Annotated in this window: 14 protein-coding genes; 2 read left to right on the top strand and 12 right to left on the bottom strand. The window is 59.7% G+C overall.

The genetic code is table 11. From position 1 onward, the window contains the following. Positions 1–8: 8 nt before the first annotated feature. From ACYVDM_RS16735 to ACYVDM_RS16725, 3 genes are all read right to left on the bottom strand, one after another. On the bottom strand, positions 9–1022 hold the full coding sequence (locus tag ACYVDM_RS16735; RefSeq protein WP_415793239.1) for a Bug family tripartite tricarboxylate transporter substrate binding protein: 1014 nt from the start codon (positions 1020–1022) through the stop codon (positions 9–11). 88 nt (positions 1023–1110) lie between these two features. Next, entirely contained in the window at positions 1111–2286 is a 1176-nt protein-coding gene (locus tag ACYVDM_RS16730) for a UxaA family hydrolase (protein WP_415793240.1), read from the bottom strand. 43 nt (positions 2287–2329) lie between these two features. Next, positions 2330–2611 (bottom strand): UxaA family hydrolase, encoded by a 282-nt coding sequence (locus ACYVDM_RS16725; protein ID WP_415793241.1) that lies wholly within the window; start codon positions 2609–2611, stop codon positions 2330–2332. A gap of 172 nt (positions 2612–2783) precedes the next feature. Between ACYVDM_RS16725 and ACYVDM_RS16720 the strand changes: the two genes are divergently transcribed. Then, on the top strand, positions 2784–3542 hold the full coding sequence (locus ACYVDM_RS16720; RefSeq protein WP_415793242.1) for a GntR family transcriptional regulator: 759 nt from the start codon (positions 2784–2786) through the stop codon (positions 3540–3542). A 42-nt stretch (positions 3543–3584) separates the two neighbouring features. On the opposite strand, the gene ACYVDM_RS16715 is transcribed toward ACYVDM_RS16720, so the two are convergent. The 3 genes from ACYVDM_RS16715 to aceA all read right to left on the bottom strand — a co-directional run bounded on the left by ACYVDM_RS16715 (position 3585) and on the right by aceA (position 6819). Beyond that, the gene (locus tag ACYVDM_RS16715) at positions 3585–4346 is read right to left on the bottom strand and encodes an ABC transporter permease (protein WP_415793243.1); all 762 of its coding nucleotides are present in this window, start codon (positions 4344–4346) and stop codon (positions 3585–3587) included. Between the two features lie 2 nt (positions 4347–4348). After that, positions 4349–5269, bottom strand: coding sequence for an ABC transporter ATP-binding protein (locus tag ACYVDM_RS16710; RefSeq protein ID WP_415793244.1), 921 nt, complete (start codon positions 5267–5269; stop codon positions 4349–4351). A 224-nt stretch (positions 5270–5493) separates the two neighbouring features. Then, positions 5494–6819 carry an isocitrate lyase gene (gene aceA, locus ACYVDM_RS16705; protein WP_415793245.1) on the bottom strand — a complete coding sequence of 442 codons (1326 nt, stop codon included), beginning with the start codon at positions 6817–6819 and terminating at the stop codon, positions 5494–5496. Positions 6820–7222: 403 nt separating this feature from the next. Here aceA and queF point away from each other — a divergent pair, with 403 nt between their 5' ends. Then, positions 7223–8044, top strand: coding sequence for an NADPH-dependent 7-cyano-7-deazaguanine reductase QueF (gene queF / locus ACYVDM_RS16700; RefSeq protein WP_415793246.1), 822 nt, complete (start codon positions 7223–7225; stop codon positions 8042–8044). A 19-nt stretch (positions 8045–8063) separates the two neighbouring features. On the opposite strand, the gene ACYVDM_RS16695 is transcribed toward queF, so the two are convergent. The 6 genes from ACYVDM_RS16695 to ACYVDM_RS16670 form a co-directional block, all read right to left on the bottom strand. Beyond that, a complete protein-coding gene (locus ACYVDM_RS16695; RefSeq protein ID WP_415793247.1) occupies positions 8064–9356 on the bottom strand; it encodes an MFS transporter in 1293 nt (430 codons plus the stop codon). Further along, the gene (gene pgsA, locus ACYVDM_RS16690) at positions 9356–9928 is read right to left on the bottom strand and encodes a CDP-diacylglycerol--glycerol-3-phosphate 3-phosphatidyltransferase (protein WP_415793248.1); all 573 of its coding nucleotides are present in this window, start codon (positions 9926–9928) and stop codon (positions 9356–9358) included. The genes ACYVDM_RS16695 and pgsA overlap by 1 nt, the downstream gene beginning before the upstream one ends. An 81-nt stretch (positions 9929–10009) precedes the next feature. Beyond that, the gene (gene uvrC / locus ACYVDM_RS16685; protein ID WP_415793249.1) at positions 10010–11839 is read right to left on the bottom strand and encodes an excinuclease ABC subunit UvrC; all 1830 of its coding nucleotides are present in this window, start codon (positions 11837–11839) and stop codon (positions 10010–10012) included. Beyond that, positions 11802–12857, bottom strand: coding sequence for a beta-N-acetylhexosaminidase (gene nagZ, locus ACYVDM_RS16680; protein WP_415793250.1), 1056 nt, complete (start codon positions 12855–12857; stop codon positions 11802–11804). Before nagZ ends, uvrC begins: the two co-directional genes overlap by 38 nt. Before the next feature lie 44 nt (positions 12858–12901). Continuing rightward, complete coding sequence (gene acpS / locus ACYVDM_RS16675; RefSeq protein ID WP_415793251.1) at positions 12902–13339, bottom strand: holo-ACP synthase; 438 nt, start codon at positions 13337–13339, stop codon at positions 12902–12904. A gap of 28 nt (positions 13340–13367) precedes the next feature. Continuing rightward, positions 13368–14108 (bottom strand): pyridoxine 5'-phosphate synthase, encoded by a 741-nt coding sequence (locus ACYVDM_RS16670; protein WP_415793252.1) that lies wholly within the window; start codon positions 14106–14108, stop codon positions 13368–13370. Positions 14109–14145 lie beyond the last annotated feature (37 nt).

The raw sequence follows: 14145 nt of genomic DNA, 5'->3' as shown, positions 1-14145 counted from the left end.
AGAGTCGGCTAACCGACCTGGATATTCGCTTCACGAATGATTTTGCCCCAACGGTCGACTTCGCTGTCCAGATATTGCTTGAAGGCCGCCGGGCCGCGCGGTTGCGGCACAAAACCCAGGCGTCGAAAAGCCTGCTGCATATCGGGCTGCGACATCTGTTTCTCGATGGCGCCGCCAATGCGCTGCACCAACGCGTCGGGCATGCCGGCCGGAGCCAGCACGCCAGTGAAGTTCTCGACGATAAGGTCCGGGATGCCGGCCTCGGCCACAGTGGGCACATCAGGCAAGTCGGGGCTGCGCTCGTGGGTGGTCAGGGCCAGGGCACGCAGGGCGCCGCTCTTGACATGCGGCAGCGACTCCGGATAGTTGGAGAAAATCACATCCAACTGGCCGCCGAGCAGGTCGGTGAGCGACGGCGTGCCCCCCTTGTAGGGGACGTGCAGCAACGACGCGCCGGTCAGTTTCTGGTACAGCGCCAGCGTCAGGTGGGGCGGCGTGCCGTTGCCGCTGGACCCGGCCGATAGCGACTGGGCCTTGGCCTTGGCCGCACGGGTCAGCTCGTCCAGGGTGCGGATGGGGCTCTTGGCGTTGACCACCACCATCATCGGCGACGACGCGAGGCCCGCCAGCGGCACCAGGTCTTTTTTCAGGTCATAGCCGGCCCTGCCGGCAAACAACGTGACGTTGGCCGCGTGCGTCATGGTAATGGCCAGCCAGCTGTAGCCATCGGGGTCGGCGCGCGCCACCAACGTAGCGCCGATATTGCCGCTGCCGCCGGGCCTGTTCTCGACCACCACGTTCCAACCTTCGCCTGTAGACACAGCCTGACCGACCTGACGGGCGGCCACGTCGGTCAGGCCACCCGGCGGAAACGGGACGATGTAGCTGATGGGCCGCTGTGGCCAGTCTTTTGATGCGGCCAGCCCCCGTGACCAGGGGGCCAAGGCCAGGGCACCTGCCCCCAACAGCCCCAGCGCGTTGCGGCGCTGGACATCAGGACAGGCGTGACGATCATTGCGCATTGCTCTTCTCCTTTGGTTCAGGTCGCCGCCGACTGCGCGGCCAGTCATTGCTGCATTCCCCTCCTGCGGATGGTGTGCCGCGTCGCGATCAGGCGCTTTCGTACAAGCGCGTCAGTACGAATTCGCGATGGCCCAGGGCTTCTGCGGCCGTCCAGCGGCCGTTAGCGGTGGCCAGCATGCATTCCAGCAACTGGTCGCCCGCCTGGTCCAGGTCGATGTCGCGTTGCAGCAGCGCCGAGGTATCCACGTCCACGTGTTCGCCCATAGTGCGCACCGTACGCGGGTTGGCGCAAATCTTGATGACGGGCAGGATGGGGTTGCCTATGACGTTGCCTTGGCCCGTGGGGAAGAAGTGCACCGCATAGCCCGAGGCCGCACACAGCGTCACCATCTCGGCCGCCGCCGACGAGGAATCCATGAACCACAGGCCTTTGTCAGTAGGCGTCTCGGCCTTATCCAGCACGCCGTCGACGCGGCATTTCTTGCCGATTTTCTGGATATTGCCCAACGCCTTTTCTTCAATGGTGGTCAAGCCGCCGGCGATGTTGCCCTTGGTGGGCTGCGATTCGGACAGGTCGCTGGTCTTCCAACGATCGATCACTTCTTGGTAGCGGTTGAACATGAACATGAAGCGCTCGCGTACCGCGTCGTTGGCGCAGCGCTCGGCCACGATGTGTTCGCCGCCCGTGAGTTCGGTGGTTTCGCCGAACACTAGCGTGCTGCCTAGCTCGTATAGCTTGTCGAAGGCATTGCCCACGGTGGGGTTGGCACCACAGCCCGAGGTAGTGTCCGACTCGCCGCACTTGGTGGACACCCACAAGTCGGATATGGGGCATTCGGTACGCTGCAGCGCAGTCGCGTAGTGCACAAAGTCTTTGGCTTGACGCGAGGCCCGCATGATGGTGTCGTGGTCGCCGTGCAGTTCGATGCTGAAGCCCGCCACGGGCTTGCCGGTAGCGGCGATACCGTCGACCACGCGCTTAGTCCAGCCTTCTTCGATGCCGATGACAATCACGGCGGCGACGTTGGGGTTGCTGCCGGTGCCTATCAGCGTGCGAAAGTGCAGCTCCAGGTCTTCACCGAACTGCAGGCGACCGTAGGGGTGAGGCAGAGCCATGGTGCCCTTGATATTGTTGGCGACGGCTTCGGCGGCTGCATTCGAGATATCGTCCACGGGCAGGACGATGACGTGGTTGCGCACGCCGACACGTCCGTTATCGCGACGGTATCCCTGGAACGTGGTCGAGGCATTGATGATGGCCATAGCGGTTTCCTATGTAGGTAATCTGTGATGGGGACGCAGCCGCTTACCAGCGTTTGGTCTTGATGTTGTGAACGTGGGCGTGTTGACCGACCTGGATGGGCGCGACCACCTTGCCGATATCGGTGCCGTACTTGAACACGGTGTCGCCTACCGCCATGTCTTTCAGGGCCACCTTGTGGCCGATAGGAATGTCTTGCAGCGCCTTCAAATGGACGATTTTGTCTTCATCCATGATCCAGGCATTCAGTTCAGTGCCTGCTGTCAGGCCTTCCACGACGGCGACCGCCACCGTGTCCTTCGCATCGTGCAATACGGCGTGAATCATAGTTTTCCTCTCTGGAGTAATAGCCGTCCGGGGCCGCTCGGTCCGGCCGGGTTCATCACATCTTAGGCGCGACTAAAATCATAGTCAACTAAATCATATGTATGAGTTGTATGATTTAAGTTGCGATAACGTGCGCCGCTATAATTCGCCCTCTTTCATCGCCGGTATCACCATGAGAAACACTTCGACCACGACTGTTCCCCTAGGCAGCCCCCTGTACACCCAGGTCAAGCAGGAGGTGCTTGCGGCGCTGGCACGCGGAGAATGGAAACAAGGCGAGGCGGTGCCCCCCGAGAAAACCCTGGCCGAACGGTTCGGTGTCTCGATTGGGACGCTGCGCAAGGCCATCGATGAACTGGCGGCGGAGAACATCTTGGTGCGACACCAGGGACGTGGCACGTATGTGGCAGTGCATACGCGCAACCATCATTTCTTCAAGTTCTTCCGCATCGTCCGCCAGGACGGCCACAAGTCCTATCCCGCGACGCAGCTGCTGCGCTTTCGCCGCGTGCGGGCCACGGCCGCGGTGCGTGAACGCCTGGCGCTGCCGGCAGGGGCGTATGTGTTCGAATTCTCGAATGTGCTGTCGCTCAATGGCGATGTGGTGATGGTGGATGACATCAGCCTGCCCGAGTCACGGTTTCCGGGCATGGCGGAATATCATCTGCGCGAACGGCCCAGCACCTTATACGCTCTGTACCAGGACGTGTTTGGGGTAAACGTCATTGCGACCGACGAGTGGCTGCGGGTTGGCCTGGCCGATGCCACTCATGCCCAATGGCTGGGAGTGACGCAGGGCACGGCATTGCTGGAAATCCGGCGGGTGGCTTATTCGTATAACAAGCAACCGGTGGAGTGGCGGGTTTCCCGGGTCAATACAGCGGCTTATGAATATCTGGGCCAGGAGGCGGGCGGGGTGCTGGGCGCATGAGGGGTGTAGTGTGGAGCGCGGGTTATTGCCAGCACCGAAGGCTCAGGTCTTTAACCGATACCCCGTCTTGAATATCCAACGCACCGTGATCAAACAGACGATCAAGAACGCCAACGTCATACCCAGGCTAATCGACACACTGACATCCGACACACTATAGAAGCTCCAGCGAAATCCACTGACCAGGTACACCACCGGATTAAATAGCGTCACAGCCTGCCAAAACGGGGGCAGCATATTGATCGAATAAAACGTACCGCCCAGAAAAGTCAGGGGCGTAATAATCATCAGCGGGATGATCTGCAGCTTTTCAAAGCCATCGGCCCAGACCCCGATAATGAATCCAAACAGGCTGAACGTCACTGACGTCAAAATCAAAAAGCCCAGCATCACAAAAGGATGCTGAATATCGAACTCCACAAACAGGCGAGCTACCCCAAGCGTGATCAGTCCCAGGATCACGGACTTGCTCGTCGCCGCCCCCACATAGCCCGCCACAATCTCGATATATGAAATGGGCGCGGAATGGATCTCGTAGATCGTGCCTGAAAAACGCGGCATATAAATGCCAAAAGAAGCATTCGCGACACTCTGCGTCAACAGTGACAACATAATCATGCCGGGGACAATAAACGCCCCATAGCTGACGCCCTCGATCTCAACCATATGAGAGCCGATCGCCGAGCCGAACACCACGAAATACAGCGCCGTCGATATCACAGGCGAGGCCACACTCTGCATCAGCGTGCGGCGCGCGCGCGCCATTTCAAAAAGATAAATGGCGCGAATAGCGTAAAAATTCATAGTCAGGCACTCACCAAACTGACAAAAATGTCTTCTAGCGAACTTTCGGAAGAACGCAGATCCGTGAACTCGATCCCTGACTCATCCAATTGACGCAGCAGACGGGCGATCTCGCCGCCGCCTTCTTGATTGTCATAGGTATAGACAAGCTGATAGCCGTCGTCCGAGAGATCCAGACCGTATTCGGTCAGCGCGGCAGGCATCGCGTCCAACGCCGTCTTGAGCGTCAGGGTCAATTGCCGTTTGCCCAGCTTTTTCATCAAGGCTTGTGTCTCTTCGACCAGGATAATCTCGCCCTTGCGAATCACCCCGATTCGATCGGCCATCTCCTGGGCTTCCTCGATATAGTGCGTGGTCAGAATGATGGTGACCCCGTTCTCGCGCAAACGCCGCACCATGTCCCACATGCCCCGGCGCAACTCTACGTCCACCCCGGCTGTCGGCTCATCCAGAAACAAGATATCGGGCTCGTGCGATAGCGCCTTGGCGATCATGACGCGACGCTTCATCCCGCCCGACAGCGCCATGATACGCGTATCCTTCTTGTCCCATAGGGATAAGGCACGCAAGATTTTTTCGATATAGACGGGATTGGCGGGCTTGCCAAAGAGGCCGCGACTGAAATTCACCGTATTCCAGACGTTTTCGAAAGCGTCCGTGGAAATTTCCTGTGGTACGAGTCCGATACTCGAACGCGCCGCCCGATAGTCAGTCACGATGTCGTGGCCATCGGCCAAGACACGTCCCTGCCCTGGCGTGACAATGCCGCACAGGATGCTGATCAGCGTCGTCTTGCCCGCGCCATTGGGGCCCAGCAAGGCAAAGATCTCGCCACGCTGGATATCCAGGTTGATGTTTTTCAGCGCCTGATGCCCCGACGCATAGGTCTTGGACAGGCCCTGCACGGAAATAACGGGTTGCACGCGAACCTCTGCATAGCTATTGACCCGCTCATTCTACTTGTTCGACTCCTGCGCACCATTCAATCTATGCATCAACATTATTCCATTATCCGAGTCTAATCAGGCCAGATAAAAAGAGGGATGCCCGTGGGCATCCCTTTAACCACCCTACTACTACAGCAAACAACCCTTCAAAAACTCAGGCTCGCCAAACACAACAGGCGTGCTGCACCTGTGACGCCGCATTAAGCGGCACGCACGGCCGCGGGCTCCTCGTGATGGAACTGCGCTTCTTCCGTCGATCCGGTCAGCGCCGTGGTGGAGGACTTGCCCCCCTCGATGGCCTGTGTCACGGCATCGAAGTAACCGGTGCCCACTTCGCGTTGGTGCTTGACGGCGGTAAAACCCAGATCGGCCGCGGCGAATTCCTTCTGCTGCAATTCAACAAACGCGCTCATCTGACGACGGGCATAGCCGTGCGCCAACTCGAACATGCCGTAGTTCAGGGCATGAAAGCCCGCCAGCGTGATGAACTGAAACTTGTATCCCATGGCGCCCAATTCACGCTGGAACTTCGCCACCGTGTCATCGTCCAGATTCTTTTTCCAGTTAAACGACGGCGAGCAGTTGTAGGCCAGCATCTTGCCCGGGAATTGATGATGAACGGCCTCGGCGAACTTGCGGGCGTATTCCAGATTGGGGGTCGAGGTCTCGCACCAGATCAGGTCGGCATAAGGGGCATAGGCCAGGCCGCGCGAAATGGCTTGATCAATGCCAGCCCGGGTACGGAAGAACCCTTCCACCGTACGCTCGCCCGTGATGAACTGGCGATCGTTCTCGTCCACGTCGCTGGTCACCAAGTCCGCGGCATCGGCATCGGTACGGGCCAGCAACACCGTCGGCGTGCCCATGACATCGGCCGCCAAACGTGCCGACACCAGTTTGGAGATGGCTTCCCGCGTGGGCACCAGCACCTTGCCCCCCATGTGGCCGCACTTTTTCACAGACGCCAGTTGATCCTCAAAGTGCACGCCCGACGCGCCCGCTTCGATCATGGCCTTCATCAACTCAAACGCGTTGAGCACGCCACCGAATCCGGCCTCTGCATCCGCCACGATCGGAGCGTAATAATCGATATAGCCCTCATCGCCCGGATTTTTTCCTTCCATCCACTGGATCTGGTCGCAACGCGACAGGGCATTGTTGATGCGGCGAACCACTTGCGGAACGGAATTGACGGGGTACAGCGATTGGTCCGGATACATCTCGCCGGCCAGGTTCGCGTCGCCCGCCACTTGCCAGCCCGACAGGTAAATGGCCTTCAGGCCGGCCTTGACCTGCTGCATGGCCTGGTTGCCCGTCAGGGCGCCGAGCGAGTTCACAAAGGGCTCGCTGTGCATCAGGTCCCACAAACGGGTCGCCCCGCGGCGTGCCAGCGTGTGCTCCACCGGCACTGAGCCACGCAGACGCACGACTTCTTCGGCGCCATAGCCGCGCTTGATACCTTGCCACCGAGCGTTTTCGGCCCAGTCTTTTTGCAGATTACGGATTTCGGTTTCGCGATTGCTCATGACATACTCCAGAAAGACAAAAGACACTACGAGAGAAGAAAAAAGGAATACCGGGGAAGAATCCTGATTCGGTAGCGGGAGGCTTTTGGCGCCGATCCGAAGGTGCAATGTGAGGAAATTTTTTTTGCCTCGTTCGATAAAAGTCTATGCCTATGCTGCAAAGCAATGTGCGCTTTGATCCTCTACAAGACTAAAAATATTTTTCCTTTAAATCATATAGTTATAATTTTAATTTCATATTACGGAACAAAATTACCCGCTATGAAATGCTGTCACGCTGCTCTGCAACAGCGGCTTTCATATGACGCAGATATCATTTCACAATACGAAAAACACCAAACCCTACACGGCCTAAAATAGCAATTCCGAACATCGCCTCAACGCAGCCCTACACTGCCCGCTCATGTCTTTATCTAATGCCCCACTGGGCCAGCCTGTTGATTACCCGTCGCAGTATGACCCCGGCCTGCTGTTTCCCATCGCACGCTCGCACAATCGCGCGGGATTGAATCTCTCGACCTCCCTGCCCTTCATGGGCGTCGATATCTGGAACGCCTACGAGTTGTCGTGGCTCGACGCCAAGGGCAAGCCCCAGGTTGCCATGGCGACGTTCAGTGTTCCGGCCGAAAGCCCAAATATCATCGAATCCAAGTCGTTCAAGCTCTATTTGAATTCGTTCAACCAGACGCGGTTGGATAGCGCCCAGCAATTAAGCGATCACTTGGCATGCGATTTATCTTCTGCTGCGGGCAGCACGGTTGGCGTGGATCTGATCTTGCCCGCGCGCTTTGCGCAATTGAGACTCGGTGAGCTCGAGGGGGAATATCTGGACGATCTGGATATCGACGTCGGTGTCTATACGCCCGATGCCTCGCTATTGCAGCGAGCGGCGGGCCCCATCGTGTCGGAAACGCTGGCGTCGCGCCTGTTGAAGTCAAACTGCCCCGTCACCGGCCAACCTGATTGGGCCAGCCTGCAGATTCGCTATCGCGGCCAGTCGATCGATCGCGCCGCGCTGCTGCGCTACATTGTGTCGTTTCGCAATCATGCGGAGTTCCACGAGCACTGCGTGGAGCGCATTTTTACCGACATCATGACGGCGTGCCAGCCCGAGCAATTAACAGTTTATGCTCGCTATACACGGCGCGGGGGTCTGGATATCAACCCCTGGCGCAGCAATACGGACGAACCTGTGCCGAGCGACGTGCGAATGGCGCGTCAATAATTCGCGCCCCGGCACCGTGTCAACGTGCGACTGACATGGCTGGCGAGCTGACCTTGCGCGCCTGAATGGCGATCCATTGTGCGAGGACCGCCGCCAACGCAAATGCCACGCCAGCGCCAATCCAGGGGCCATGGTTCATCCCGGCGTCCAGCAGCAAACCGAACCCCAGCGGCCCCAACGCCGACCCCACATCCATGCCCGAATAGACCAGGCCATACACCGACCCCGTTGAGCCTTTAGGGGTAACGCGCCGGATCAACATATCGCGCGACGGCGCGGCAACACCTGAGCAAAAGCCGGCCAGCCCCACGACCAACGCGGCCCAGCCCGGTGGAACGAGCCCCAGCGCCAGCACCACCAGGGTCAGACCCGCCAAGAGCAATGCCACCGTGACGGTCAGTTCGGTTCGCGGATTTGCCGAGACCAAGAAGCCCCCCGCGGCCATGCCTATCGCCGACGCCACCATGTAGCCCGACAGGGCCGAACTCGCAACCACCTTGGACAGGTCGTAGAGCTCGCCCAACAAGGGAATCGTGTAGTTTTGTACGGAAGACAGTGCAATGGACGTGCACGCAAAGAACAGGAAAGCGCCCCATAACGCCGGCTTGGAAAGCAACGTCATCAGCGTGGTGATCACGGACTCTTGTGGCGCCTGAGCCATCGAGGCGGCGGCCTTGCCCTGAACGCTATCGGCCGTCGCCGGCACGGCGCCGCCCAACAAATCCCGGCCGAGTACGGCTAATAACAGTATTACCGCGACCAGACCCGCGGCACTAAAGGCTGCCACACGCCAATCTGCCAAGAGCGTAATCGAAGTCATAAAGACCGGCGTCAACGCCCAGCCTAGATTGCCGGTCAACCCGTGCGTACTAAAGGCATGGCCCAAGCGTGCCGGGCTGATGCGATGATTAATGATGGAATAGTCGGCCGGGTGAAAGACCGAGTTGCCCACACCGCCGATCACGGCCGCCACCATCAACATGGCGTAGCCATTGGCCGAACCGATCAACACCCCCGACAGCACGAAACAAGACAGGCCAAACCACAGCACCGGCCGTGCGCCGATGCGATCCACCACAAAGCCCGAAGATGCCTGGCCGATACCCGATACGACGTAAAACGCCGATACCAGCAGGCCCAGCCGGGCAAAGTCCAGATCGAAGGTACTGCCCAGCGAGACATACAGCGAGGGCAGCACCAGTTGGAAGAAGTGCGACGACGCGTGCACGACGCCAATCAACAAAATCGTCAGCCAGTCGCGGCGACGCAGGGCCGCCGACTCGGGTGTGACAGTCTCTACAGCGGGACGCATTACTGAGATTTTTCGCGAATAGCCGGCCAGGCGCGTTGGAGGTAATACAGCATGGACCAGACGGTGAGGACTGCGGCAATGACGATCAATACCGCCCCCAGGATACGGCTGGACATGCCAAAAATCGGCTGGTTGTACAGCAGGCACGGTATGGCCACCATCTGGGAGGCAGTTTTGAATTTACCCAGGCGATGCACCGCGACACTGGCACTGGCGCCGATCTTGGCCATCCATTCGCGCAGAGCCGATATCGTGATTTCGCGGCCGATGATAATCAACGAGATAAAGGCATCAACCCGGCCCAGATCCAGCAATACGATCAAGGCGGCACAAACCATGAGCTTGTCGGCCACCGGATCCAGGAACGCGCCGAACGCCGAGGTCTGGTTCCAGCGGCGTGCCAGCCACCCATCAAACCAATCAGTCAGTGCCGCAATAATGAACGCCCAGGCGGCCAGGGTGTCGCGGGCAGGCTCGGCTATCCACGTGTTGGGCAGATAAAACAGCCCCACCACCAGCGGGATCATGGCGATACGCAGCCATGTAAGAAAAATGGGCACATTGATTGGCATAATGTTTGTATCCTACATCACCCGCGTGAAAACTGTTGGCACGACGTGTCGGTTTGGTATTTCTGTTTCAGGGCCAAGGGTTTAGCCATGCAGCGTCTCATAGATGCGCTCGGCCAGATCGTGCGAAATCCCGTCCACCGAAGCCAAGTCCTCGATACTGGCGCTCGCCACTCCTGAAAACCCGCCGAACCGCGCCAGCAACCGTTGACGCCGGCGCGCGCCGACACCCTCGATTTCCTCGAGGCGCGAGACGTTGCGCGCTTTGGCACGGCGAGCCCGCATGCCGGTGATGGCAAAACGATGGGCTTCGTCGCGCACTTGGGCAATCAGCATCAGCGCGGCCGACTCGCCCCCTAGCGCGACGGGGGGACGGCCGTCGGCAAACACCAGGGTTTCCAGGCCCACCTTGCGCCCTTCCCCCTTGGCCACGCCCACCAGCGTCTGGATATCCAGTCCCAATTCGGCGAAGACTTGGCGAGCGACCTCGATTTGTCCCTTGCCCCCGTCAATGAGCACCAGGCCTGGCATGGGTGCGTCGCCATCGGCCACTCGCCCAAAGCGACGCGTCAGCACTTGGCGCATCGCCGCATAATCGTCGCCCGGTGTAATGCCCGCAATGTTGTAGCGACGATACTGGGAGGGCTGCATATCGTGGTGTAAAAACACGACGCAAGAAGCCTGCGTGGCCTCACCGGCCGTATGACTAATGTCAAAACACTCAATGCGCAGAGCGTCCAGCGCGGTCTCGTCCGTATCCAGGTCCAGCGCCTCGGCCAACGCTAATGTCCGTGCGGCGCGGGCGCCCGATTCGGTCAGCGCACGGGCCAAGGCCATTTCTGCATTTTTGACGGCCTGCTCCAGCCAGGCACGCCGCACCCCCTGCGGTCGAGTCAGCACGCGTGCGGGCCGGACTTGTGCCTGCTCGGCCAGCAATTCGATCAGCCCCTTGTCGGGCAGGGCATGGGAACAAACCAGCACTGGCGGCAACGGATTCTCGGTGTAGTGCTGCGCAATGAACGCCTCGAGGATCTGAGGCGCTTCCTGGCCATCAACATGCACGGGGAAAAAGGGCTTGTCGCCCAAGTGCCGTCCCGCGCGCACCATGGCCAGGTTCACGCAGACTTTGCCCCCCGCCGAGGCCACCACGATCACATCCGTGTCCTCGCCACCGGCTTCTTCCATGGTTTGCTGGTGCAAGACACGCGCCAGCGATCCCATTTGATCGCGTAAAGCGGCCGCCTCTTCGAAACGCAGTTCATCCGCAGCCAATTGCATGCGTTGCTCGATTTCACCCATCACCTCGCGCGCTTCACCATTCAGAAAGCGCATGGCGCGGTTGACGTCGCTGGCGTAGTCGTCGGCCGAAATCGCCTGGACGCAGGGCGCGGAACAACGACCGATCTGATGCAGCAGACAGGGACGCGAGCGATTGGCGAAGACCGTGTCCTCGCAAGTACGCAGGCGAAACACTTTTTGCAGGATCTGTATGGTCTCGCGTACGGCCCAGGCATTCGGAAAGGGGCCGAAATACTGCCCACGCTTGTTGGTCGCGCCACGATAGTAGGCGATCCGTGGCCACTCATGCCCGGTGATCCACAAGTACGGGTACGACTTGTCATCACGAAACAGGATGTTGTATCGCGGCCGCAGGCTCTTGATGAGGTTGTTTTCCAGCAGCAGAGCCTCGGCCTCGGAGCGCGTGACCGTGACCTCGACGCGCGCGACCTTCGCCACCATCTGGGCGATGCGCGGGCTGGCCAGATTCTTCTGAAAATACGATGAGACACGCTTTTTCAGATCGCGTGCCTTGCCTACGTACATCACGACACCCTCGGCGTCTATATGTCGATAGACGCCGGGCAGGTGTGGCAGATCAGCCAGGAACGATTTGAGATTGAAGTCGTCGGGCATTCTGATAGCGAGTTTCGGCCTGCAGAGCCTTCCAGTTGGGGGCGGCAAAACGGGGCATCAGCCGGCGGATACGCTCGACCGATTCCGGCGCGGGGGTCACGTCCAGGCGAGACAACAAATCGTCAGCCAGATCGGGACGATTGCAGACCAGTACCATATCGCATCCCGCGCCCAGCGCGGCTTGGGCACGGGCCAGGATGTCGCCCGCGACCGTCGCGCCTTCCATGGTGAGGTCATCGGAAAACACGACGCCGCCGTAGTTAAGTTGCTTGCGCAAAATGTCTTGCACCCAGCGGCGCGAAAATCCCGCGGGATGCTTGTCCACCTTGGGATAAATCACGTGCGCGGGCATGACCGCCGGCAGCACCGCATCACCCAGCCAGGCATAGGGTGCCGCATCTTCTTTCAGGATACGCTCGAGCGAGCGTGAATCAACAGGAATTTCATGATGAGAGTCGCCCCCCACAAAACCGTGCCCGGGGAAATGCTTGCCACAAGCCGACATCCCCGCTTGTGCCAAACCTTGGGACACGGCGCGGGCCAACATGGCCACCACTCGTGGATCCCGATGAAAGGCCCGGGTGCCAATGACCTTGCTGACACCGTAGTCCAGGTCCAGCACTGGCGTAAAGCTGAGATCGACGCCACATGCGCGCAGCTCGGCGGCCAAGACATAGCCGGTTTCGGTCGCCAATCGCATGGCCGTCAGCGGGTCACGATCCCAGATGGTCCCCAGGTCGCGCATGGCGGGTAATGGCGTAAAACCGTCTTCACGAAAACGCTGTACCCGGCCGCCTTCGTGATCGACTGCGATCATCAAAGGCTCGCCGCGTGCGCGGTGGATTTTTCGAGTCAGTTCGCATAACTGCTCGCGGCTTTGGAAGTTGCGCGCAAACAAAATCACGCCGCCCACCAGTGGATGGCGCAAGCGGGCTTTTTCTTCCTTGGTCAGCGTCGTGCCCGCCACATCGACCACGACGGGACCCGGAGGCAGCACGCTTTTCTGTTTCTTGGCCATATGGGTTTGTCCTTTGCTATTCGAGAAAGAGGAAGCCGCCGGGCTTAGCCCTTGCGCTCGACGATGACGTAAGCGGCCGCGAGATCAGACTCATCGGTAATAGAGACATGCGCGGCCCCGAAGCGCGGTGTATACCACTGAAGCAGACTCGGGGCGATCACCAGGATCGGTCGACCGCCCGGCGCGTTCAACGTTTGTACCCGTGTCCAGGTCATGGGCATGCGCATCCCCAAGCCAATGGCCTTGGAAAAGGCCTCCTTGGCGGCAAACCGCGTCGCGAGGAAACGCACGCCGCGCGCGGCATCGCGAGCGCGACGGGCGTGGAATTTCTGCAGTTCGTCCGGCCCCAGAATCTTTTCGGCAAAGCGATCGCCATGGCGTGCCAAGGCGCGCTCGATACGATCTATGCGCAGCAAATCCATCCCGATGCCGGCAATGCTGCCAGGCGGCGTCGGGGGCGAATGAGCGGGGGCTTGAGACATCGGGTTCGCGATAAGACACGGATCGGATTCAGCGACCGCGTACAGCCAGCAAGCGCGCCTGCACCATGATCGCTTTCATGTCGCGCACCGCCTTGTCCCAGCCGTCAAATACCGCCTGCGCCACGATGGCATGCCCGATGTTGAGTTCGGTAATCCCGTCCAGCGCGGCAATCGGCGCCACATTGCCGTAGTGCAGTCCATGCCCGGCGTTCACCCGCAGGCCATGACGCAAGCCCTCGGCCAGACCAAGGCTCACGCGGTCGAGTTCGTGTTGAACCTGATCGCCGCTCGCCTCGGCATAGGAGCCCGTGTGCAGCTCGATCACCGTCGCGCCGGCCTCGGCGGCCGCCTGGATCTGATGAGGGTCGGGATCGATGAATAGCGAAACGCGAATACCGGCCTCATGCAAGCGCGCCACGGCGCTGCTGACGGCAGACAATGCCCCAGCCACATCCAGCCCGCCTTCGGTGGTCAGTTCTGTACGTTTTTCAGGCACTAGACACACATCGTTGGGCCGCACCTGGCAAGCGATCTCGAGCATTTCCGGCGTGATCGCGCACTCCAGGTTCATGCGGGTGCGCAGCAACGGCCGAATAGCATGGACATCCGCATCCTGAATATGGCGACGGTCTTCGCGCAGATGCAGGGTAATCAGGTCGGCCCCGGCGTCTTCGGCACGCAGGGCGGCCTGTACAGGGTCGGGATAAGTCGTGTGGCGCTGCTGGCGCAGCGTCGCCACGTGATCAATGTTGACGCCTAGTTCTATCATGGTGCTTTCGTGGGTGAAACGGAGGAGGAGGATCTAG

The sequence above is a fragment of the Bordetella tumulicola genome (assembly GCF_054779135.1).
The sequence above is the reverse complement of the archived record's forward strand: the minus strand, read 5'-3'. Positions and strand labels throughout refer to the sequence as shown.